The organism is Achromobacter sp. JUb104, from assembly GCF_024806975.1.
Classification (GTDB): Bacteria; Pseudomonadota; Gammaproteobacteria; order Burkholderiales; family Burkholderiaceae_B; genus Achromobacter; species Achromobacter spanius.
Genome location: NZ_JANUEY010000002.1, coordinates 1,787,269 through 1,810,391, shown reverse-complemented (window position 1 = coordinate 1,810,391; position 23,123 = coordinate 1,787,269). Strand labels below are relative to the sequence as shown.

Genomic DNA, 23,123 nt, shown 5'->3' with positions numbered 1-23,123 from the left:
GTCAGTAGCCGACGGTCAAACCCGGCAGGTCAACGGTGATGCGCGGACGCTCCAGCGCCATGGCCAGGTGCTCCGCGAACTCGCGGGCTTCCTTGGCGTCGCTGGACAGGGTGTCGTAGCCCAGGGCATCGGCCACGCCCAGCACCTTGTCCAGCAGCAGCACTTTGCCGCTGGGGCGCAACGGTTCGCAGCCCAGGGTTTCCCAGGCGCCGTCGAACCAGTCGCGCGCATCGCTCTGGCGTTGCGGAGACGTTTCCACCGTGGCGTTCAGGTCCAGCGACCGGCGGGTGTCGAAAACAATGGTGATGTCGCAGCGCATAAAGGGTTCCTTGAAAGGGCGTCAGGCGGCAAGGGTAGGCAAAAAACGCCGGGCAGATTGTCCGCCGGGCGACATTGCCTACCAGCCGCGCGACGCTTCCCAGGTGACTTCAACGCCCGCGGCCTGGGATTGCCGCATCATGTCCAGCAGCGGATATGCGCGTTCTTTCATGCCCACCGCGCGCGCCATGGCCGAGCGCGGGGCCTTGTCTTCGTCGTCTTCGTCCTCGTCGGGACGCTCAGCGCTTTCAATGGCGCGCTCGATGCCGTTGATGGCGGGGCCCAGTTGCTCGGCGGTGAAGACACCGCGTTCGGGGATTTTGTCGCCGATGGGCTTTCCCGCCGCCTGCAGGATGGGCATGGCGTGGTCGGACACCATCAGAACTTCGGCCACGACCTTGGAGTGAAAGGTAATCAGCATGTTGCGGTCTCCCTCAATGAATACGTTACATACACTACCCCAACGCCCCAGGGATGCCAACTGGCGCTACGGGGCGGGTGCAGGGGCCGCTACCGCCGGCACGTCCCCGGAAACCTAGGCGATTGATTTTATTGAGAGTTCCGCCGCCCGCGCGAACGCTTGCCGGACAGTTTGCGCCCCCGTGCCCGCCGGTTGGACCGCCAAATCAACTATCATTCCGGATGATTCCCGTGACATCGCCGGCCCGGACACCGTCCGCTTGATCCCCGCCTTGGTCACTCACCCAGAACTTCTTCAGACGCCCATGCTCCCCGAGCAACAAAAACAGCTTATCTCCCTGATCCAGGCCGCCGTTGCGCAGAGCCTTCCCGACGCCCAGGCCAATGTGCTGCTCGAGCGCCCCAAGGTCGCCGCCCACGGCGACGTTGCCACCAACGTAGCCATGCAACTGGCCAAGCCGGCCCGCCGCAACCCGCGCGAACTGGCCCAAGCCATCGTGGACGCGCTGCTCGCCAACCCCGAGGCCCGAGATCTGGTCGATAGCGCCGAAGTCGCCGGCCCCGGCTTCATCAACTTGCGCATTACCGCTGCGGCGCGCCAGGCAGTCATCGCCACGGTGGCCGAGCAGGGCGCAAGCTTTGGCCGCGCCCCGCGCAGCGGCGAGAAGATCCTGGTTGAATTCGTGTCGGCCAACCCCACCGGCCCGCTGCACGTGGGCCATGCCCGCCAGGCCGCGCTGGGCGACGCCCTGTGCCGCCTGTACGACGCCATCGGCTGGGACGTCACCCGCGAGTTCTACTACAACGACGCCGGCAACCAGATCCACAACCTGGCCATCAGCGTGCAGGCGCGCGCCCGTGGCCTGACGACCGAATCCCCCGACTGGCCGGAAGACGGCTACAAGGGCGACTACATCGCCGACATCGCGCGCGACTTCCAGGCCGGCAAGACCATCCAGCCGTCCGACGGCGAGCCCGTCACCGCCACCGGCAACATCGACAACCTGGACGACATCCGCGTCTTCGCCGTGGCCTACCTGCGCCGCGAACAAGATCTGGACTTGCAGGCGTTCGGCCTGGCGTTCGACAACTACTACCTGGAAAGCTCGCTGTACACCTCGGGCCGCGTCGATGCCACCGTCAAGGCGCTGGTTGCCGGCGGCCATACCTATGAAGAGGGCGGCGCGCTCTGGCTGCGCACCACCGAGCTGGGCACGGGCGACGACAAAGACCGCGTCATGCGCAAAAGCGAAGGCGGCTACACGTACTTCGTGCCGGACGTGGCGTATCACAAGGCCAAGTGGGAACGCGGCTTTCACCGCGCCGTGAACATCCAGGGCAGCGACCACCACGGCACCGTGGCCCGCGTGCGCGCCGGCCTGCAAGCGTTGAACGAAGGCATCCCGAAGGATTACCCGTCGTACGTGCTGCACAAGATGGTCAAGGTGATGCGCGGCGGCGAAGAGGTCAAGATCTCCAAGCGCGCCGGCAGCTACGTCACCATGCGCGACCTGATCGACTGGGTGGGCCGCGATGCCGTGCGCTACTTCCTCATCCAGCGCCGCGCCGACACCGAATTCGTGTTCGACGTAGATCTGGCCTTGTCGAAAAGCGACGAGAACCCGGTCTATTACATCCAGTACGCCCACGCGCGCATCTGCACGATGATCAACAACGCCGGCATGCCCGCCGCCGACGTGGCCGCCGCCGATACGTCCTTGCTGACCGCGCCGTCTGAATTCGCGCTGATGCAACGCCTGGCCGAATTCCCCAACGTGGTGGCGCTGGCCGCCCAGGACCTGTCGCCGCACCACATTGCTTTCTGGCTGCGCGATTGCGCGTCGGACTTCCACGCCTGGTACAGCGCCGAACGCGTGCTGGTGGACGACGCGGCCTTGAAGCTGGCGCGCCTGCGCCTGGCCGCCACCACGCGCCAGGTACTGGCCAATGGCTTGGCGCTGATGGGCGTGTCCGCGCCCGAGCGGATGTAACATCGGTTCATGGCAACCAAGCGCAAAACCACCCGCCGTTCCTCTGGCGAAAGCGGCAGCACTCTTTACGGGGCGCTCGCCGGCCTGCTCCTCGGCCTGATCGTGGCCGCCGTCGTGGCCTTTTACGTCACCAAGGCTCCCGTGCCCTTCGTGGACCGGGCCACCCGCCAGGGCGACACGGGCAAGCTGCCCGACCCGCGCCAGGCGCCGGACCCGAACGCGGGCTTGTACGGCCGCGACGGGGCGGCGGGCGCACCGCCCACCGGCCCCACCGCCACCGCGCCGATGCCGCTGCCGGGTGCGGGCACTGCGTCCAAGCCCGACGAAACGCCATCCCGGCTGGATGACCTGGGTGCGCTGATCGCCACCTTGCCGTCCACCAACAAGCCGCAGGCCGCCGCGCCGGGTCAAACGCCGGCTCAAACGCAAAATCCAAGCCCGACACCGCTGTCCAAGCCCGCCCCCACCCCAGCCCCAGCCGCCAAGGCCGCGCCGGCGGCAACGGGCACGTACTACTTGCAGGCGGGTGCGTTTCGCGGTGAAAGCGACGCTGAATCGCTAAGGGCCCGCATCATCCTGCTGGGCCTGCCGGTGGCGGTGCAAAAGGCCGAAGTCAACGGCAAGCCGCTCAACCGTGTGCGGGTGGGCCCGTTTGCGCGGTTGGACGACATGAATCGCGCGCGTGGCCGCCTGGGCGAAAATAAGATCGAAACCGCCGTGGTGCGCCAGTAAACCTATCCGGCGCTATTTTTTGCATTGAACTTATCCGGCCCCGAGCCTGTCTGTAACTTTTTACTCAGGAACCTCTCATCCATGTTGTCCCCCAAGATTATTCGCATCATGGCCGCGGCCGCGCTGAGCGCCTCGGCGTTCTTCAGCCCGGTAAGCCACGCTCAAGGCACGCAAGCCTATGTGGCAATCAACCCGCCGCTGCCGTCGGACACCCCGGGCAAAGTGGAAGTGCTGGAATTCTTCGCCTACACCTGCCCGCACTGCGCCGCCATGGAACCCATGGTTGAAGAGTGGGCCAAGACGGTTCCTTCGGACGTCGTCCTCAAGCAAGTCCCCATCGCGTTCAACGCCGGCATGAAGCCGCTGCAACAGGTCTACTACACGTTCCTGGCCCTGGAACGCCCCGACCTGCATGCCAAGTTCTTCACCGCCATCCACGGTGAACACAAGCGCCTGTTCGACAAGAAGTCCATGGGCGACTGGGTTGCCACGCAAGGCGTGGACCGCGCCAAGTTCGATTCCGTGTTCGATTCGTTCAGCGTGCAAACCCAGGTGCAGCGCGCCACCCAGCTGGCCGACGCCTACCGCATCGACGGCACGCCGTCGTTTGCCGTCGGGGGCAAGTTCATGACCTCGCCGGTCATGGCGGGCAACAGCTACGAAGGCGCCCTGAAGGAAGTCAACCAACTGATCCCGATGGCGCGCAACAAGTAATTCGGTTTGCGCAGGGATTGCAGAGCGCCCCGGCCACATGGCTGGGGCGCTTTCTTTTGGAAAATCGTTGAGACATTGCGCCGCCCTTTTGCACCCACGGCGCTACACTTTCGCCACAAGAATTCGCCGCAAAGACGGCATCACATGGGTGGAAGACAAATGAAACAGCAATTCCTGCGCAAACGCGCCGCATGGTGTCTGGGCCTGTGCCTGGCGTTCAGTGCCAACGCCACGCACGCCAGTGCGGCTGACGGCGTGAAAATCGGGGTGCTTACCGACATGGCGGGCGTGACTGCCGATGCCACAGGCAAGGGCTCGGTCGAGGCCGCCCGGCTGGCCATCGAAGAGATGGGCGGCACCGTACTGGGCAAACCGATTTCGCTGGTCTCGGGCGACCATCAACATCGCCCCGACATCGGCAGCAGCATGGTCCGCAAGTGGTATGACACCGACGGCGTGGACGTGGTGGTGGACGTGCCTAATTCGTCAGTCGCACTGGCGGTGCAGGGCATCGCACGCGAAAAGAAGAAGCTGGTGTTGTTCTCCAGCCCCGGCACTACCGCGCTGTCACAAGCGCAGTGCTCGCCCTACGGCGTGCAATGGACGTACACGACCTACGCCCTGTCGCGCGGCACGGCAACCGCCGTGGTCAACGAAGGCAACAAGCGCTGGTTCATCCTGGCGTCGGACTACGCCTTCGGCAAGCAACTGGCGGCCGACACCGAAACCGTCGTCAAAGCCAACGGCGGCGAAGTCGTCGGCACGGTCTTCCATCCGCTGAACGCATCGGACTTTGCGTCCTTCCTGCTTCAGGCTCAAGGGACCAAGGCGCAAATCATCGCTATCGCCAACGCGGGTGGCGATACGATCTCGGCCATCAAGCAGGCAGCGGAATTCGGTATCGGCGGCGGGCAGCAACTTGCGGCCATGCTGCTGCTGATCACGGACGTACACAGCCTGGGCCTGCAGGCGGCACAAAAGACTTATCTGACCGTGCCGTCGTACTGGGACATGAATGATGGCGCGCGCGCCTTTAGCAAGAAGTTCGAAGCGCGCGTCGGCCGGCCACCGACCTTCCTGCAGGCAGGCGTCTACGGCTCGGTGCGCCACTACCTGCAAGCCGTGAAGGCGGCCGGCACGGTGGACGCTGATGCGGTCATGGCGAAAATGAAATCGCTGCCCATTGACGACCCCTTCAGCATGAACGCCCACATCCGCGAGGACGGCCTGGTGGTGCGCGACATGATGCTGGCGCAGGTGAAGACGCCCGCGCAATCCAAGGGGCCCTGGGACTACTACAACATCGTGCGCAGTATCCCCGGCGACACGCTGGCATGGCCGCTGTCGGATAGTCAATGCCCGTTGGTCAAGCGATGACGCAGGCCCAGGTCCAGGTCCAACCCGTCACGCTGGCCGACTTCGGCAGCTTCTATGCCGGCGGCAGGCCAGTGAATATCACCGGCCTGCCGCAGCGCGAGATCGCGTTCACCAAAAGCGCGTCACTGGCTTATGACCCCAACGGCCTGTACCACTTTGAACAGGCCTACGTGCAGTACTTCATTCCGGCGCAATTAGTGCATCCGCTGCCCATCGTGCTGCTGCACGGCGGCGGCATGACTGGCGCGATGTGGGAGCAGACGCCAGACGGACGCGCGGGCTGGATGCAGCATTTTCTGCGCCAGGGGCATGCGGTGTACGTGGTGGATAACGTCGAGCGTGGGCGCGCGGGTTGGGCGCCGTTCGAACAGGTGTGGCCCGAACAGCCCATCATCCGAAACGCGCAGGAAAGCTGGTCGTTGTTCCGGCTTGGCCGCGCCGAGGATTTCGACGCGCGCCATGCCTTCGCGGGACAACGCTTTCCCGTCAGCGCGTTCGACGACTTCATCCGGCACGCGGTGCCGCGCTGGCTGGGCAACAACGACGCGGCGCTGCAAGGCTTCTGTGCTGTGCTCGACCGCGTCGGCCCCTGCCTGGTGGTGGCGCACAGCCATGGCGGCGAAGTGGCCTACCGGGCGCTGCACGCGCGGCCCGATCTGGTGCGCGGCGTCATCGGTATTGAGCCGTCGGGATTTTCCGGCGACGTCGCGGCCGCCGCCGTGGCGGATAAACCGTTTCTGTTCGTCTATGGCGACTATCTGGACGCCACACCGCTGTGGCAGCGCCTATGCATCAGCGGCCGGGACTATGCCGATACGCTCGCGCGCCACGGCGCGAGGGTCGACACCTGGCGGCTCGCCGAAATGGGCATCGCCGGTAATTCCCACATGCCGATGATGGACGACAACAGCGACGACATCGCCGCCCGCATCGGCACGTGGATACGCGCCGCGTCGGTGTGAAGCCGTCGCGGCGCCGTCAGCGTTATGCGTTGACCGTGGCGGCCTTCTCCAGCGCCTGGGTCAGGTCGGCGATGATGTCGTCCGGCGACTCCAGGCCGATGTGCAAGCGCACCAGCGAGTTGTCGCCTTCGCCCCAATAGCGGTGCTTGGACAGGTCCTTGGGCGACACCAGTTGCACCAGGCTTTCGTAGCCGCCCCACGAAAAACCAATGCCGAACAAGGCCAGCGCGTCTACAAAGGCACCCGCCGCCGCGGGCGATAGACGCAGTTCGACGGACAGCATGCCGTTGGAACCGGTGCAATCGCGCTGCCACAACGCATGGCCCGGATCTTCGGGCCAGGCCGGATGGAACAGGCGCACGGTTTCGGGGCGACTCTTGAAGAATTCGCACACTTGCATGGCATGGCGCGCGTGCTGCGCCATGCGGATCGGCATCGTGCGCACACCGCGCAGCGCCAGCCAGGCGTCGTCGGCGCTGATGGAATACCCCATCGCGTACTGCGTGCGGTTCAGCTTTTTGGCGATGGCCTCGTCGTTCGTCACCACCGCGCCCAGCATCAGGTCGGAGTGACCGCCCACGTACTTCGTGCCGGCAATGACGGACACCTGCGCCCCCAGCGTCAGCGGGCGGTAGATGTAGCCGGAGCCCCAGGTGTTGTCAGTGGCAAGCACCAGGCCGTGGCGGTTGGCGACGGCCGCCATGGCGCCCATGTCCAGCATTTCAAACAGCAGCGAGCCCGGCGATTCCACGTACAGCAGCTTGGTGTTGGGCTGCACCAAGGCGTCCAGGTCTTCGCCCGCCGCGAAGTAGGTGATGCTGATGTTCATGCGCTTGAGCACCGCGTCGTCCAGCTCGCGCATCGGGCCGTAGACGCAATCGGAAATCAGCGCATGGTCGCCCGCCGAGCACAGCGCCATCATCACCATCGTCATCGCCGATAGCCCCGACGATGCCAGATAGCACTGCGTGCCGCCTTCCAGGTGTGTGAAGACCTCTTCCAGCGCGGCGTGGGTATCCATGCCCATGCGGCCGTAAGTGGTGGCACGGTCGCCAGCGGCCTTGCTGCGCTGTGCCTGCTCCAACGCAGCCAGGTTCTGGAACCGCACGGTGCTGGCGCGCATGGGCGGCAGCGGCACGGGCGCCGTGCCGGTTTCGGGGTCGAACGGGGCGGTGCCCGCGTGCTGCAATACCGTATCGATGTGTTTGGAGGTCATCTTCAAGGGGAATGCTGGAGAAATGAACAGGGCCGGACGGGGCCAACGGCGCCTGCCTGATGGAGTCGGGCTAGCGGCAAACAGGATGAACCATATCAGGCGTAGGGACGCCTGTCCCGGGCCGTATTGTTGGCCAGTCGCTTTAGCCAGAAATCCAGCTTACGACTTCCGGCAATTCGGCGCGCCGCGTGCGGTAGCTGTTGGCCGGATGCGCGGCGTCGGCGTAGCCGAAGGAAATGCCGCAGACCACGCGCCGGTCGGGGCCGATGCCAAGCACCTCGCGCAGCACTTCCGGATACATCGCGAGCGAAGCCTGCGCCACCGTGGCTACGCCATTGGCCTGGGCCGCCAGCAGGAAGTTGGCGACGTAGCCGCCGCAGTCCATCGCGCCGTATTCGCCAAGCGCCTCATCGGTGGTGATGATGGCCACGTGCGGCGCGTCGAACAACTGGAAATTGCGCATCTCTTGCCGGCGGTAGGCCTCGCGGTCACCGCGCGCCACGCCCACCGCGCCGTACAACTGGAAGCCCGATTCCCGGCGGCGCGCCAGATATTCGTTGCGGTATTCGCGGGGGAAAGGGAAGTCAGGGGTGAAGCCGGGGCCAGCATCGGCGGATTGCGCCCGCGCTTGCAGCGCCGCGCGCAGGCGCTCGGTGCCCGCGCCTTCGGTAATGGCCACCTGCCAGGGCTGGCAGTTGCACCAGGACGCCGTGCGCTGCGCCAGCGTCAGGATGCGTTCGATGACATTGCGCGGCACCGGCGCGGGCAGGAAAGCGCGACAGCTATGACGGGCAAGCAGCAGGGCTTGCAGCGCGGCGTCGGGGTTCGCGTCGGCATTCGCGTCGGCATTCGTGTCGGCGTTCGTGTCGGGGTTCAAGACCGAGGGCGAGTCGGGGATCGCGCCGGGATTCCCGTCATCATCCTCGGGGACTTGCTGGCTTTGCGCGGCGTGTGTCGTCATGGCGTGTCTCTGTGTCCTTTGTGTCCCGTGCCGGGGGCTGAACGGTGTGGTTTTGCCCTTATGATGCCATTCTCCGGCTGACCGGCGCCCACCCCCAACCAGGCCACACCCATGCTGCCCCTAGACACCCTGACCGCCTTTTTCGGCATTGCCGTTCTGCTCGCGCTGACGCCGGGGCCGGACAACGTATTCGTGCTGATGCAATCGGCCATCTGGGGACGCAAGGCAGGCATGCTAGTGGTGCTGGGGCTGTGCACGGGGCTGCTGGGCCACACGGCCGCTGTCGCCCTGGGGCTAGCCGCCGTGTTTGCCGCGTCGCCCATGGCGTTTACGGCATTGAAGCTGGCGGGCGCCGCGTACCTGGCCTATCTGGCCTGGCAGATCCTGCGCGCGCCGGTGGAATCAGAAGCAGGCAAGGCGCCCGAGCCCTTGAAGCCCGGCGCGCTGTACCGGCGCGGCATCGTCATGAACCTGACCAACCCCAAGGTGCTGCTGTTCTTCTTTGCCTTCCTGCCGCAATTCACCACGCCGGCGCTGGGCCCGGTGGGCTTGCAGGTCATGCAGTTGGGCGCCGTGTTCATCGTGTCGACGCTGTTGGTGTTCGGCGCCATCGCCTTCTTTTCGGGCGCGTTTGGCGAACTGCTGCAACGCTCGGTGACGGCCAAGCGCTGGCTGAACCGCATCGCCGCCTTGGTGTTCGTGGGCCTGGCCGTCAGGCTGGCCACCGCCACGCGCTGACAGTGACGGGTTCCGCCTGGAACCCGTCTTGCTTGCCGCGTATTGCTTGCAGATCAAGCGGCCGTGAACCGCACAATGCCATCCGCGCCGGTCGCGCGCTTGAGCTTGCCTTCGAAATAAAGCGCATGCAGGTGCGCCAGCGCCTCGCCCATGGCGAAGGTCAGTTGGTGCAGGTCCAGCTTGCGCTTGAACAGCACGGGCACGATGTCGGACGTTGACTGCGGCTGCGCCGCGCACGCCTCCAGCACTTCGGCCAGGCGGTCGCGGTGGTGCTCGTGCTGCTGTGCAATACGTTCGTGCAGGCCCTTGAACGGGCGGCCGTGCGACGGCAGCACCAGCGTGTCGCGGGGCAGGCCGGCATAGCCGTCCAGCGACCGCAGGTACAGGGGCAGGGGGTTGGCATCGGGTTCGTAGTCGAACACGCTGACGTTGGTGGAGATGCGCGGCAAGACCATGTCGCCGGAGATCAGCACGTTCAGGTCGGGCGAAAACAGCGACGCATGCTCGGGCGCATGGCCATAGCCCACGATGACGCGCCAGTCGTGGCCGCCAATGCGGACCTGATCGCCGTGCATGATGCGCGTGTAGCGCGCGGGTACGGCGGGCACCAGGTTCGGGAAGTAGTTGGCGCGCTGGCGGATCTGCTCTTGCGCGTCGGGGTCGGTCAAGCCATGGCGGGCGAAGTGCTCCACCGCCGACTGGCCACCGGGGCCGGCGCCCGCATCGTTGCGGCGCGACGACCACAACGACGCCACCATGAAGTCCGTCATCGTCATCCACAGACGCGCATTCCAGCGCTCGCACAGCCAATAGGCCAGGCCGATGTGGTCGGGATGCATGTGCGTGACCAGCACGCGCAGCACGGGCAGGCCTTCCAGCTCGTTCTTGAATACGTCTTCCCACAGCGACTTCACTTCGTCGCGCGAGATGCCACAGTCAACGATGGTCCAGCCATCCTGGCCATCGATGTTGTCGCGCAGCAGCCAGAGGTTGATATGATCCAGCGCGAACGGCAGTGGCATCCGTATCCACTTGACGCCTTCGGCCACCACCTGGGCCCGGCCGGCTTCGGGCTGGAAGTCTGCCCAGGGGTACTGCAATTTCTGTTCGTTGGGGTTCATTGCCTCGCGCTCCACGCTTGACGTTCACGTCAAGTCATCATAATTTACGTTTACGTAAACTGCCACACGTCGCATGCCCTCGTCAACCTGGACCATCTCTGAACTCGCCCGCGAGTTCGACGTCACGCCCCGCACGATCCGCTTCTACGAAGACCAGGGAATCGTCAGCCCGGCGCGCGAGGGACGCAACCGCATCTTCGGCCCGCGCGACCGCACGCGCTTGAAACTGGCGCTGCGCGGCAAGCGCCTGGGGCTGCAACTGTCTGAAATCCTGACGCTGATCGATATGTACGACAGCCCGGGCGACACCGAGGTGCAACTGCGCCAGTACCTGAGCGTACTGGAACAACATCGCGCCACGCTGGAACAACAGCGCCGCGACATCGAAGACACCCTGCAAGAAATCGAGCAGCAGGAACGCGAGTGCCGCGCGCTGCTCGCGAAAAAGCCTTAAAGGGCAGGGCCGGCGGATCAGACGGTTCCGCCCAAAAATAAGATTTATCCAATATCTTTGCTCCCCACAGGAAGGCAAGATCGGCGATCGCCATACCCGGCGCGTCGCGCTTGCGATTGTCCGGAGCACGTCGTGCCCGTTGCCTGCACCTGTCCTGTTTCCCAAGCGGTGTTCGGTGGCTGCGCGCACGACAGTCATGGCGGTGTCTTTGGCAACAGGATTCCTCATGCACAAGAGTCGTCGTCACCCCATCCTTGACCGCCAACCCCAGCTACGCGCCGCCGCGGACGCCGCCGGTTTCGACTGCCTGGACACCGATTGGCGCGGTTTATCGGCGATGTATCGCTTTCAATGCCGAGAAGGGCATTTGTTCCAACGCACGCTGCAAACCTTTGGCCGCGCGCTTGAGGTCAAGTGCCCGCTGTGTGCCGCGGCGTCGAATTTCGGACGCTTGCGCGAGCTGTCGCGACAGAATGGCGTGACCTGCCTGGAACCGCACTGGCTGGGATGGGACGCGCCGCATCGCTTCCAGTGCGACGCCGGGCACGCCTGGAACCGCAAGGGCAACAAGGCACTGCAACGGATAGGCTGCGCCGTCTGCGGCCGCGACGCGGGCTACCGGCGCAGGCGCGACGATCTCTTGCTGCGCATCCACCAAACAGCGGCGTCGCGCGGCGGGCAATGCCTGGACACCTCTAGCCCCCGTGGCCAAAGAACATTCCTGTTTCGCTGCGGCGCGGGCCATGAATGGGAAGCGGCTGGTGTCGACGTGTTGCGGCGCACCTGGTGCCCGGAATGCGCGCGGCTGCGCAAAGTCGAAGGCTATCGGCATCCCGACGGCCTGGAGCGCTTGCAGCGCAAGGCCGCCGAACGCGGCGGCTCATGTCTGGCGGACGCTTATGGCGGGCTTGGGGTGCGCTACCGCTTCCGCTGCGCCGACGGCCACGAATGGCTCACCACGGGCGGCAAGGTCATGCTGGGCAGTTGGTGCGGCGTGTGCGCCAACCTGAACAAGCGCCTGGGCATCGAAGCGGCGCATCAGGCGGCGCGAGAGCGGGGCGGTGAATGCCTGACCTCCGTCTACCAGAACACCACCAAGAAAATGCACTGGCTGTGCCATCGCGGGCACGATTGGCATGCGCCGTTCGCGTCGATCAGGGCGGGCCACTGGTGCGCGCAGTGCGCACACATGGCGCGGATCACCAACCCCAAGTCCCTGGCGGTCATGCGGTATCGGGTGATGGACTTGCCCGTGGACGACCGCGGCGTGCCGCACAAACCGCGCAGGCGCGCCACCCAGCCAGCCGTCAAAACATAAGCAGATCTTCTTGCCGGGGAATTTTCATTCCCTAGGGATAACCCGACTCCAATTTACGTTTACGTAAACGTAATATTTGCGGTGCATCATTGCATAGCGGTGCGTGATCGGCGCATGATGAGCCACACGACGGCGGCGCGGCGCCGGCAACAGGCGCCCATAAGAATGTAAGTACCCACTATCACGGAGACATCGATGAACCTTCCCGGCCTGAACTTCGACCTGGGCGAAGACCTGGACATGCTGCGCGACGCCGTGCGCAATTTCGCACAAGCCGAGATCGCGCCGCGCGCGGCCGAGGTAGACCGCAGCGACCAGTTCCCCATGGATCTCTGGCGCAAATTCGGTGAACTCGGTGTGCTGGGCATGACGGCCGACGAGGAATACGGCGGCGCCAACATGGGCTATCTGGCCCATATGGTGGTGATGGAAGAAATCTCGCGCGCCAGCGCCTCGGTGGGCCTGTCGTATGGCGCGCATTCCAACCTGTGCGTGAACCAGATCAACCGCAACGGCACGGCGGCGCAAAAAGCCAAGTACCTGCCCAAGCTCATTTCCGGCGAACACGTGGGCGCGCTGGCCATGAGCGAACCCGGCGCCGGCTCGGACGTGGTCAGCATGAAGCTGCGCGCCGACAAGAAGGGCGACCGCTACGTACTGAACGGCACCAAGATGTGGATCACCAACGGCCCGGACGCCGACACGCTGGTGGTCTACGCCAAGACCGACCCCGAAGCGCACCAACGCGGCATCACCGCGTTCCTGGTTGAGAAGGGCTACAAGGGTTTCTCGGTGGCGCAAAAGCTCGACAAGCTGGGCATGCGCGGCAGCCACACGGGCGAGCTCGTATTCCAGGACTGCGAAATTCCCGAAGAAAACGTATTGGGCCAGGTCAACGGCGGCGTCAAGGTCCTGATGAGCGGCCTGGACTACGAACGCGCCGTGCTGTCCGGCGGACCGCTGGGCATCATGCAAGCCGTGATGGACGTGGTGGTGCCCTACATCCATGACCGCAAGCAGTTCGGCCAGGCCATCGGCGAATTCCAGCTGATCCAGGGCAAGGTGGCCGACCTTTACACCACGCTGCAAGCCAGCCGCGCGTTTTGCTACCAGGTGGGCAAGAACCTGGACAAGCTGGGCGCCGAACACGTGCGCCAGGTGCGCAAGGACTGCGCCGCGCTGATCCTGTACACGGCCGAGAAAGCCACCTGGATGGCGGGCGAGGGCGTGCAGATCCTGGGCGGCAACGGCTATATCAATGAATACCCGGTGGGCCGCCTGTGGCGCGACGCCAAGCTGTACGAGATCGGCGCCGGCACCAGCGAAATCCGCCGCATGCTGATCGGCCGCGAACTCTTCAACGAAACCGCCTGATCCTTCGGCCGAGCGCCACGCCATGATCCGCATGTCCGACGTCCAGCACATCGAACAGGCCCCCGCCCCGGGGCCCTCTCCGCTGGACGTGGCGCGGCTGATCCTGGCCGGCTTCGACCGCCACTACGCCCTGTTTCGCTACAGCGCGCAGCGCGCCAAGGCGCTGTTTGAATCGGGCGACTGGCACGGCATCCAGCACCTGTCGCGGGAACGTATCGAGTACTACGACATGCGCGTGCGCGAATGCGCCACGCAGTTGGAAAGCGTGCTGCGCGGCCGCCCGGAAGGCGCGCTGGACGACATCCCAAGCCACACCGGCAACGGCAACGGCAGCGGCAGCGGAAATGGCAACGGCAAGGGCGCGGCCGTACCCACCCTGACCGACGCCCAGACCGCCTACTGGCAACAGATCAAACAGGAATTCGTGGGCCTGCTGGGCGCACACAAGCAGCCCGAATGCGCCGAGACCTTCTTCAATTCGGTCACGTGCCGCCTGCTGCACCGCGACTATTTCCACAACGATTTCCTCTTCGTGCGGCCCGCCGTTGCCACCGACTACCTGGACAGCAGCATGCCGTCGTACCGGGTGTACTACCCGGCGACAGACGGCCTGGAAAAGAGCCTGATCCGCATGGTGGCCGACTTCGGCCTGGCGCTGCCCTTTGAAGATCTGCCGCGCGATACCCGCATGCTGGCGCGCGCGGCGGTTGCGCAGTTGCGCACGCTGCTGCCGCGCCACGTGGGCCGGCGCATCGCCAGCGACTGCCAGGTCCACGCGCTGGGCTCGCTGTTCTTTCGCAACAAGGGCGCCTATATCGTCGGCCGGCTGATCAACCAGACCACCGTCTACCCCTTCGCCGTGGCGCTCACGCGCAACCCGGCCGGGCAAGTGACGCTGGACGCGCTGTTGCTGGGCGCTGACGACCTGAGCACGCTGTTCAGCTTCACGCGCGCGTATTTCCTGGTGGACATGGAAACGCCCGCCGCCGTCGTCAACTTCCTGGCGACGCTGCTGCCCCGCAAGCCCAAGGCCGAGCTCTACACCATGATCGGCCTGCAAAAGCAGGGCAAGACGCTGTTCTACCGCGACTTCCTGCATCACCTGGCCCATTCGCGCGACGCCTTCGACATCGCGCCCGGCATCAAGGGCATGGTGATGTGCGTGTTCACGCTGCCGTCCTACCCCTACGTGTTCAAGCTCATCAAGGACCGCATCGACAAAGACGGCATGGACCACGCCACCGTGCGCCGCAAGTACCAGATGGTGAAACTGCACGACCGCGTGGGCCGCATGGCGGACACCTGGGAATATTCACAGGTGGCGCTGCCGCGCAGCCGCTTCGCCCCCGCCTTGCTGGACGAACTACGCCGCCTGGTGCCCAGCCTGATCGAAGAAACCAGTGACACCGTCGTCATCCGCCACGTCTACATCGAACGGCGGATGACGCCGCTGAACATCTATCTGCGCCAGGCCTCCGACGCCTTGCTGGACCCCGCCGTGCGCGAATACGGTGACGCCATCCGCCAGCTTGCCGCCGCCAACATCTTCCCCGGCGACATGCTTTACAAGAACTTCGGCGTCACGCGCCTGGGCCGCGTCGTCTTTTATGACTACGACGAAATCCAGCGCATGACCGAAATGAATTTCCGGCGCATCCCGCCGGCGCCGAACGAAGAAGCGGAAATGGCCTCCGAACCCTGGTACGCCATCGGACCGAACGACGTATTTCCCGAAGAATTCGGCCGCTTTCTGCTAGGCGACCCGCGCGTGCGCGGCGCCTTCATGCGTCACCATGCCGACTTGCTGGAACCGGACTGGTGGCAGGCCTGCCGCGCCCACGTGGCGCAGGGCCGGATTGAAGAATTTTTCCCTTACGATACAGACAGACGCCTGCGTCCGGCACGCCTTCCTGGCGACCGCGCAGTGCCGACACCCAGACGCTGTCCCGACCCTCACAGGAGTTAGTCATGTCAGATCCCATCGTTATCGTTTCCATCGCCCGCACGCCCATGGGCGGCATGCTTGGCAGCCTGTCCGGCCTGGCCGCGCATGAGCTGGGCTCGGTGGCCATCAAGGCCGCCATCGAACGCGCCGGAATCAAGCCGGACCAAGTCGACGAAGTCATCATGGGCAACGTGCTGCAAGCCGGCCAGGGCCAAGCCCCGGCTCGCCAGGCCGCACTTGGCGCCGGCCTGCCTTTGGGCGTGGCTTGCACCACGATCCACAAGGTGTGCGGTTCGGGCCTGAAGGCCGCCATGTTCGGCCACGACCTGCTGGCGGCCGGCAGCGCCGAAGTCGTGGTGGCCGGCGGCCAGGAAAGCATGAGCAACGCGCCGTACCTGCTGTTGAAGGCGCGCCAGGGCTACCGCTTCGGCCACAACACCGTGTATGACCACATGGCGCTGGACGGTCTGGAAGACGCCTACGACAAGGGCAAGGCCATGGGCGTATTCGCCGAAGACTGCGCCGCCAAATATGAATTCACGCGCGAACAGCAGGACGAGTTCTCGCTGGAATCGTTGCGCCGCGCCCGTGCCGCCACGGAAGACGGCAGCTTCAAGTGGGAAATCGCCCCCGTGACCGTGGCCGGCCGCAAGGGCGACACCGTAATCGACACCGACGAAGCCCCCACCAAGGCCATGCCGGAAAAGATTCCGACGCTCAAGCCCGCCTTCAAGAAGGACGGCACCATCACCGCCGCGAACTCGTCGTCGATCTCCGACGGCGCCGCCGCCATGGTGCTGATGCGCGCGTCCACCGCCGAGAAACTTGGCGTGAAGCCGCTGGCCCGCATCGTGGCCCACAGCCAGCACTCGCAAGAGCCCGGCTGGTTCACCACCGCCCCCGTCGGCGCGCTGAAGAACCTGTTCGCCAAGACCGGCTGGAAGGCCGAGGACGTGGACCTGTACGAAATCAACGAAGCCTTCGCGGTGGTCACCATGGCCGCCATGACCGACTTCAAGTTGCCGCATGACAAGGTCAACGTCCACGGCGGCGCCACCGCCCTGGGCCACCCCATCGGCGCATCGGGCGCCCGCCTGATGGCCACGCTGGTCGGCGCGCTGCGCAAGACCGGCGGCAAGCGCGGCGTGGCCACGCTGTGCATCGGCGGCGGCGAAGCCGTGGCAATGGCCATCGAGATGGTGTGAGGATTGGGCGGGACAACGTCCCGCCCAATTCGCAGGATGGGTGAAGCGCGTGGGATGGGTGAAGTGCGTAGGATGGGTGAAGCCGTAGGATGGGTGAAGCGCGAGAGACCGATGGCAAAAACCCAGAAGCCTCAACGCGCGCAACCCATCAAGCAGCGCCAAATTCCTAGACAACCTAGGCCAGAAAACGATGGCCCCCACACCCCATCATCGCTACACCCCGGTTCTTTTGATCTTCTGCCACAACTTAACGTCTGTTTGATGGGTTGCGCGCGTTGAGACCTTGGCGTTCTTGCCTTTGGTCTCTCGCGCTTCACCCATCCTACGCCTTCAAATCCCCATTTCGCAGGACGGGTGGTACCCCATGCCCATCATCGAATCCCGCATCAATCCGCGGTCGCAAGATTTCACCGACAACGCGCGTGCCATGCAGGCGCAGCTGGATGATCTGAATCAGAAGCTGGCGCAGACCGCGCTGGGCGGCAGTGAAGCCGCGCGCGCCAAGCATGTGGCGCGCGGCAAGCTGCTGCCTCGCGACCGCGTTGAAAACCTGATCGATCCGGGCACCCCGTTCCTGGAACTGTCGCCCATGGCGGCACACGATATGTACGATGGCGACGCGCCCGGCGCGGGCGTCATCACCGGCATCGGCCGCGTGTCCGGCACCGAATGCGTCATCGTTTGCAACGACGCTACCGTCAAGGGCGGCACGTACTACCCGATGACGGTCAAGAAGCATTTGCGCGCGCAGGAAATCGCCGCGCAAAACCATCTGCCCTGCGTCTACCTGGTGGATTCTGGCGGCGCCAACCTGCCGCAGCAAGACGAAGTCTTCCCCGACCGCGAACACTTCGGCCGCATCTTCTACAACCAGGCGCAGATGTCCGCGCAAGGCATTTCGCAGATCGCCGTGGTGATGGGTTCGTGCACCGCGGGCGGCGCGTACGTGCCGGCCATGAGCGATGAATCCATCATCGTAAAGAACCAGGGCACGATCTTCCTGGGCGGCCCGCCGCTGGTGAAGGCCGCCACGGGCGAAGAAGTCAGCGCCGAAGACCTGGGCGGCGGCGACGTGCACACGCGCCTGTCGGGCGTGGTGGACCACCTGGCCGCCAACGACATGCATGCGCTGCAACTGGCGCGCAACGCCGTCGCGCGCCTGAATCGCAAGAAGCCCGCGCAACTGGCCACCATCGCCCCGCGCGAACCGCGCTACGACCCCAACGAACTGAACGGCATCATTCCCGCCGACACCCGCAAGCCTTATGACGTGCGCGAAGTCATCGCGCGCATCGTCGACGGCTCGGAGTTCGATGAATTCAAGGCCCGCTTCGGCCCCACGCTGATCACGGGCTTTGCGCACATTCAGGGCATGCCCGTGGGCATCGTCGCCAACAACGGCATCCTGTTTTCCGAATCGGCGCAAAAGGGCGCGCACTTTATCGAGCTGTGCGCGCAGCGCAAGATTCCGCTGGTATTCCTGCAGAACATCACCGGCTTCATGGTGGGCCGCAAGTACGAAAACGAAGGCATCGCGCGCCACGGCGCCAAGATGGTGACGGCCGTGGCCACCGCCGCCGTGCCCAAGTTCACCGTGCTGATCGGCGGCTCGTTCGGCGCCGGCAACTACGGCATGTGCGGCCGCGCGTATTCGCCGCGCATGCTGTTCATGTGGCCCAACGCCCGCATCTCGGTGATGGGTGGCGAACAGGCCGCAAGCGTGTTGGCCACCGTCAAGCGCGACGGCATCGAAGCGCGCGGCGGCCAATGGTCGGCGGACGAGGAAGCCGCGTTCAAGGCGCCCATCCGCGACCAATACGAGCACGAAGGCCACCCGTACTACGCCACCGCGCGGCTCTGGGACGACGGCATCATCGCGCCCGCCGACACGCGCCGCGTGCTGGGCCTGGCCTTGTCCGCCGCATTGAACGCCCCCATCGAAGACACCAAGTTCGGCGTCTTCCGCATGTAGCGCCATCGCGCTATTGCCGTGCCCGCAGTTCAAGAAGAATTACAGCCAGGATGACATTCATGTTCGACACTTTGCTGATTGCCAATCGCGGCGAAATTGCCTGCCGCGTCGCCGCCACCGCCCGCCGCATGGGCATCCGCACCGTGGCCGTGTACTCGGACGCGGACGCCAACGCGCGCCACGTGGCCGCCTGCGATCAAGCCGTGTACATCGGCGGATCGGAACCGCGCGCCAGCTACCTGCGCGCCGACGCCATCCTGCAAGCCGCGCGGGATACCGGCGCGGGCGCCATCCACCCCGGCTACGGTTTCCTGTCTGAAAACGAAGCCTTTGCCGAAGCCGCTGAGAAAGCCGGCATTGCCTTCGTGGGCCCACCGGCGTCCGCCATTGCCGCCATGGGCAGCAAATCGGCCGCCAAGTCGCTGATGGATAAAGCCGGCGTGCCGCTGGTGCCCGGCTACCACGGCGACAACCAGGACCCGCAATTCCTGAAGACCCAGGCCGACGGCATCGGCTACCCCGTGCTGATCAAGGCCAGCGCGGGCGGCGGCGGCAAGGGCATGCGCGTGGTGGAATCGTCGGGCGCGTTCCTGGACGCGCTGGCCTCGTGCCAACGCGAAGCCGCATCCAGCTTTGGCGATGACCGCGTGCTGATCGAACGCTATCTGCAAAAGCCCCGCCACATTGAAATCCAGGTATTCGCGGACACACATGGCAATTGCGTCTACCTGTTCGAACGCGATTGCTCGGTGCAGCGCCGCCACCAGAAGGTGATCGAAGAAGCCCCCGCCCCCGGCATGACCGAAGAGCGCCGCCGCGCCATGGGCGAAGCCGCCGTGGCGGCCGCGCGCGCCGTGGGCTACGTGGGCGCGGGCACGGTGGAGTTCATTGCCGAGCCGGACGGCCGCTTCTACTTCATGGAAATGAACACGCGCCTGCAGGTCGAACACCCCGTCACCGAAATGATCACGGGCCACGACCTGGTGGAATGGCAGTTGCGCGTGGCCGCCGGCCAGCCGCTGCCGGCGCGCCAGGAAGACCTGCGCATCAACGGCCACGCCATCGAAGCCCGCATCTACGCCGAGAACCCCGAGAAAGGCTTTCTGCCGTCGATCGGCACCCTGGCGTACCTGGGCCTGCCCCCGCACAGCGCGTTCACCAATGCCGACATCCGCGTGGATGGCGGCGTGCGCACGGGCGACACGATCACGCCGTTCTATGACCCCATGATCGCCAAGCTGATCGTGCACGGCGCCGACCGCGATCAGGCGCGTGCCCGCATGCTGCAAGCGCTGGCGCAAACGCAGGCAGTGGGTGTGCAGACCAACGTGGCGTTCCTGTCGCGTTTGATGAAAGACACCGCCTTTGCCGCCGCCGACCTCGACACCGGCCTGATCGAACGCCAGCGCGCCACCTTGCTGCCCGAACCGCAAGCGGCCAACGCCGCCACGCTGGCGCTGGCCTCGGCCGCCGTGCTGGTGCGACAGGGTCTGGCGCAGCCCGGCGCGCAATCCCCGGGCAAAGCCCCCGCCGACCCCTGGGATGCACGCGACGGCTGGCGCCTGGGCGGGCAGCACCAGCGTCACCTGCAATGGGTGGACAACGGCGAAACGCGCCGCGTTACCGTGGCCCGCCAAGGCGGCGCGTGGACGCTGGACGCAGGCGCCGGTGCGCAACCGTTCCTGTGGCGCTCGCATGCCAGCGCCAACCCCAACCTGGCCTACGGCCTGCGCGTCACGCTGGCCGGCCATGAGCACGCCGGCACCGTCGTGCTGCATGCCGACCGCGCCCACGTCTTCGGCGACGACGGCGTGCACGTGCTGGAACTGTACGACCCCTTGGCGCATGCCCAGGACACCCAGGGCGAGCACGGCGGCGGCCTGACGGCCCCGATGCCGGGCAAGATCATCTCGATCTCGGTCAAGGCGGGCGACACCGTCGAGAAAGGGCAGCCGCTTTTGGTGATGGAAGCCATGAAGATGGAGCACACGATTTCGGCGCCCGCCGATGGCAAGGTCGAAGAAGTGTTCTATGGCGTGGGCGACCAGGTGACCGAAGGCGCGGAACTGGTGTCGATCGGGGGCTAGCCCGCTGGGCATCACTGATCGGGGCATCGTCGATGTGGAACATGGACCCTTGGGGCGCTGTGGATGCCGTCAGCGCGCTAAGGACCTTGCAGGGGCGCAACCCTGCAAAAGAGTAGACTGACCGCCTCTTTCCTTTGTTTGAGTTGAACATCCATGTTTGTCAAAGCCTTGCGTGTCGGCCTGGGTCAATTGATCGTTCTTGGCGACGCGCTGACCCGTCCGCGCCCGCAACAACGTTCAGCACAAGGCCAGGCTACGGTGAATGCGGAAGCCGCCGCGCTGTCGCTGTATCAATTCCATGCCTGCCCGTTCTGCGTGAAGACGCGGCGTGCAATGCATCGTTTGAACGTGCCGGTGACGTTGCACGACGCCAAGAACGACCCGCAGGCCCGTGAACAACTGCTGGCTGGCGGCGGCAAGGTCAAGGTGCCTTGCCTGCGTATTGAAGAGGCCGGCGGCACGCGCTGGATGTATGAATCCAGCGAGATCATTGCGTACCTGGACAAGCGCTTCGCGGGCGTGGCTTGAGGCGGGGGTGGTGATGGGTTGCGCGCGTTGGACATCACGTTCTAGCGACGAACTTGCCGCGCTTCACCCATCCTACGAATGAAGATGTTGCCCCGTCGCACGAATGACGGTGCTGCGCATTGACCCACGGCCTCGGCAGCGCCCATGTTGTTGCGGCTATGCCCGTAGGATGGGTGTAGCGCGCGCGGACCGACGCAAAAAGCGCTACCGCATGCCGCGCGAAACCCATCTGCCGACCTCCCCTCTGTCTCCTTCCCCTCTGTCTCCTTCCCCTCTGTCTCCTCCCCCTCTGTCTCCTTCCCCTCTGTCCCCCTCCCATCCGCCTCCCTCCCATCTGCCTCACCCCCTTCGGCATGCCACTTGCTGCACCTTGGCTTCGGCGAGCACGCCCCGGCCCGCCGCGCATCGCTTGCACGGGGCCAAGCACAGGGAGCAATCATGGCAACACTCCAAGATATGACCATCGCCATTCTGGCGGTCGACGGATTCGAACAGGTAGAACTGACCGGTCCACGTGATCGTCTTCACGCCGAAGGCGCACGCACGGTACTGGTATCGGCGCGCAATGATCCGATCCTGGGCATGCATCACGACAAACCCGGTGATCGCTTTCCCGTGGACCTGATATTCGCGCAAGCCGAAGCCGAACCTTCGGTGTTCGACGGGCTGCTATTGCCCGGCGGCGTCGTCAACAGCGATGAAATCCGCATGCACCCCAAGGCGCAGGCGTTCGTGCGCGCCATGTTCGACGCCGGCAAGCCCGTGGCGGTCATCTGCCACGGCGCGTGGCTGCTGGTGTCCTCAGGCGTGGTGCGCGATCGCACCATGACCAGTTGGCCGTCGCTGCAGGACGACCTGCGCAACGCCGGGGCCAACTGGGTGGATCAGGAAGTCGTGGTCGATGGCGCGCTGGTGTCCAGCCGCAAGCCCGACGACATTCCTGCGTTCAGCACGGCATTCATCGAGGTCTTGCAGGCGTCCAAGCGCTGACGCGCGAGCTTGACCAGGGCTCGGCTAGTTCAACCAAGGCGCGGCTAGCGCAGATCGCCCACGTTAAGCGTGCGCGCGTTGCAGGCCTGCACCAGCTCGGGGTCGTGACTGGCGAACAGCACGACGCGGTCTCGCGCCCAGGTCGTGAAAACCTCGGCCAACACCCCGCGCGCCTGGGCGTCCAGGCCACTGCTGGGGCCATCCGCAATGACGACTGCCGGCGCGCCCAGCGCGGCGGCGGTCAGGTAGACCTTGCGCCGCGTGCCCGTGGACATTTGCTCAAAGCGCTTGTCCAGATGCGGCTCCAGCCCCAGGCGAAAAGCCAGATCCAGGACGTTATCGTCCAGACTCACGTTTTTCTCGGCCGCGGCGTTCAGCAGGAATTCGCGCCCGGTCTGCGTGGGGAACGCCAGGCAGTTATCCGGCACGTAAGCCAGGCGGGCACGGGCTTGTTGCGGCGCGTTGGCCAGCGAATGCCCGTCGATCCATACCTCACCGCCATCCGGCGCGATCACGCCCGCGATGATGCCCAGCAAACTGGATTTGCCGGTGCTGTCTTCTTCGCACAGCGCCATGCAACCAGGCGGGAACGTGTGAGTCAGCCCCTGGAATACAAGGTGGTCGCCATAGCGCTTGCTGAGATTGTCGATGCGTAGCATGGCGGAAAGTTTAATCGATGCGCCGGCTTGCGTGACGTCGC

The 23,123-nt window shown here is 65.2% G+C and carries 21 protein-coding genes; 15 read left to right on the top strand and 6 right to left on the bottom strand.

Annotated features, from left to right (window positions below; all coding sequences use genetic code 11):
* Position 1 precedes the first annotated feature (1 nt).
* Both M2361_RS20120 and M2361_RS20115 read right to left on the bottom strand, forming a co-directional pair.
* Positions 2-319 (bottom strand): hypothetical protein, encoded by a 318-nt coding sequence (locus M2361_RS20120; RefSeq protein WP_100853586.1) that lies wholly within the window; start codon positions 317-319, stop codon positions 2-4.
* A 78-nt stretch (positions 320-397) separates the two neighbouring features.
* Complete coding sequence (locus tag M2361_RS20115; protein WP_259251414.1) at positions 398-739, bottom strand: DUF1840 domain-containing protein; 342 nt, start codon at positions 737-739, stop codon at positions 398-400.
* 304 nt (positions 740-1,043) lie between these two features.
* Here M2361_RS20115 and argS point away from each other — a divergent pair, with 304 nt between their 5' ends.
* The 5 genes from argS to M2361_RS20090 all read left to right on the top strand — a co-directional run bounded on the left by argS (position 1,044) and on the right by M2361_RS20090 (position 6,514).
* Positions 1,044-2,729, top strand: coding sequence for an arginine--tRNA ligase (gene argS / locus M2361_RS20110; RefSeq protein WP_259251413.1), 1,686 nt, complete (start codon positions 1,044-1,046; stop codon positions 2,727-2,729).
* 9 nt (positions 2,730-2,738) lie between these two features.
* Positions 2,739-3,461 carry an SPOR domain-containing protein gene (locus M2361_RS20105; protein WP_259251412.1) on the top strand — a complete coding sequence of 241 codons (723 nt, stop codon included), beginning with the start codon at positions 2,739-2,741 and terminating at the stop codon, positions 3,459-3,461.
* Between the two features lie 81 nt (positions 3,462-3,542).
* Complete coding sequence (locus tag M2361_RS20100) at positions 3,543-4,175, top strand: thiol:disulfide interchange protein DsbA/DsbL (RefSeq protein WP_259251411.1); 633 nt, start codon at positions 3,543-3,545, stop codon at positions 4,173-4,175.
* Positions 4,176-4,334: 159 nt separating this feature from the next.
* A complete protein-coding gene (locus tag M2361_RS20095; RefSeq protein WP_259251410.1) occupies positions 4,335-5,552 on the top strand; it encodes an ABC transporter substrate-binding protein in 1,218 nt (405 codons plus the stop codon).
* The gene (locus M2361_RS20090) at positions 5,531-6,514 is read left to right on the top strand and encodes an alpha/beta fold hydrolase (protein ID WP_259251409.1); all 984 of its coding nucleotides are present in this window, start codon (positions 5,531-5,533) and stop codon (positions 6,512-6,514) included. Before M2361_RS20095 ends, M2361_RS20090 begins: the two co-directional genes overlap by 22 nt.
* Before the next feature lie 22 nt (positions 6,515-6,536).
* On the opposite strand, the gene metC is transcribed toward M2361_RS20090, so the two are convergent.
* Together metC and M2361_RS20080 are read right to left on the bottom strand one after the other, a co-directional pair.
* Positions 6,537-7,730, bottom strand: a complete 1,194-nt coding sequence (gene metC / locus M2361_RS20085; protein ID WP_259251408.1) for a cystathionine beta-lyase — start codon at positions 7,728-7,730, stop codon at positions 6,537-6,539.
* Between the two features lie 142 nt (positions 7,731-7,872).
* Positions 7,873-8,691 carry a nitroreductase gene (locus M2361_RS20080; RefSeq protein ID WP_259251407.1) on the bottom strand — a complete coding sequence of 273 codons (819 nt, stop codon included), beginning with the start codon at positions 8,689-8,691 and terminating at the stop codon, positions 7,873-7,875.
* Positions 8,692-8,802: 111 nt separating this feature from the next.
* On the opposite strand from M2361_RS20080, the gene M2361_RS20075 reads away from it, so the two are divergent.
* Positions 8,803-9,429 (top strand): LysE family translocator, encoded by a 627-nt coding sequence (locus M2361_RS20075; RefSeq protein ID WP_259251406.1) that lies wholly within the window; start codon positions 8,803-8,805, stop codon positions 9,427-9,429.
* Positions 9,430-9,482: 53 nt separating this feature from the next.
* Here M2361_RS20075 and M2361_RS20070 read toward each other — a convergent pair whose 3' ends face one another.
* Positions 9,483-10,550, bottom strand: a complete 1,068-nt coding sequence (locus M2361_RS20070; RefSeq protein ID WP_259251405.1) for an MBL fold metallo-hydrolase — start codon at positions 10,548-10,550, stop codon at positions 9,483-9,485.
* 73 nt (positions 10,551-10,623) lie between these two features.
* Here M2361_RS20070 and M2361_RS20065 point away from each other — a divergent pair, with 73 nt between their 5' ends.
* The 9 genes from M2361_RS20065 (at position 10,624) to M2361_RS20025 (ending at position 22,423) form a co-directional block, all read left to right on the top strand.
* On the top strand, positions 10,624-11,004 hold the full coding sequence (locus M2361_RS20065) for a MerR family DNA-binding transcriptional regulator (RefSeq protein WP_259251403.1): 381 nt from the start codon (positions 10,624-10,626) through the stop codon (positions 11,002-11,004).
* Between the two features lie 226 nt (positions 11,005-11,230).
* Positions 11,231-12,322, top strand: a complete 1,092-nt coding sequence (locus M2361_RS20060) for a hypothetical protein (protein ID WP_259251402.1) — start codon at positions 11,231-11,233, stop codon at positions 12,320-12,322.
* Positions 12,323-12,517: 195 nt separating this feature from the next.
* Entirely contained in the window at positions 12,518-13,696 is a 1,179-nt protein-coding gene (locus M2361_RS20055; protein WP_100853595.1) for an isovaleryl-CoA dehydrogenase, read from the top strand.
* A 22-nt stretch (positions 13,697-13,718) separates the two neighbouring features.
* A complete protein-coding gene (gene aceK, locus M2361_RS20050; protein ID WP_259251400.1) occupies positions 13,719-15,662 on the top strand; it encodes a bifunctional isocitrate dehydrogenase kinase/phosphatase in 1,944 nt (647 codons plus the stop codon).
* Positions 15,663-15,664: 2 nt separating this feature from the next.
* Entirely contained in the window at positions 15,665-16,846 is a 1,182-nt protein-coding gene (locus M2361_RS20045; RefSeq protein ID WP_259251399.1) for an acetyl-CoA C-acetyltransferase, read from the top strand.
* Between the two features lie 364 nt (positions 16,847-17,210).
* Positions 17,211-18,818: a carboxyl transferase domain-containing protein gene (locus M2361_RS20040; protein WP_100853598.1), complete on the top strand. Its 1,608-nt coding sequence runs from the start codon at positions 17,211-17,213 to the stop codon at positions 18,816-18,818.
* 59 nt (positions 18,819-18,877) lie between these two features.
* Positions 18,878-20,905, top strand: a complete 2,028-nt coding sequence (locus tag M2361_RS20035; RefSeq protein ID WP_259251398.1) for an acetyl/propionyl/methylcrotonyl-CoA carboxylase subunit alpha — start codon at positions 18,878-18,880, stop codon at positions 20,903-20,905.
* A gap of 153 nt (positions 20,906-21,058) precedes the next feature.
* Positions 21,059-21,433 carry a glutathione S-transferase N-terminal domain-containing protein gene (locus M2361_RS20030; RefSeq protein WP_050447462.1) on the top strand — a complete coding sequence of 125 codons (375 nt, stop codon included), beginning with the start codon at positions 21,059-21,061 and terminating at the stop codon, positions 21,431-21,433.
* A 438-nt stretch (positions 21,434-21,871) separates the two neighbouring features.
* A complete protein-coding gene (locus tag M2361_RS20025) occupies positions 21,872-22,423 on the top strand; it encodes a type 1 glutamine amidotransferase domain-containing protein (protein WP_259251397.1) in 552 nt (183 codons plus the stop codon).
* A 44-nt stretch (positions 22,424-22,467) separates the two neighbouring features.
* Here M2361_RS20025 and M2361_RS20020 read toward each other — a convergent pair whose 3' ends face one another.
* Positions 22,468-23,082, bottom strand: a complete 615-nt coding sequence (locus tag M2361_RS20020; RefSeq protein ID WP_259251396.1) for an ATP-binding cassette domain-containing protein — start codon at positions 23,080-23,082, stop codon at positions 22,468-22,470.
* Positions 23,083-23,123 lie beyond the last annotated feature (41 nt).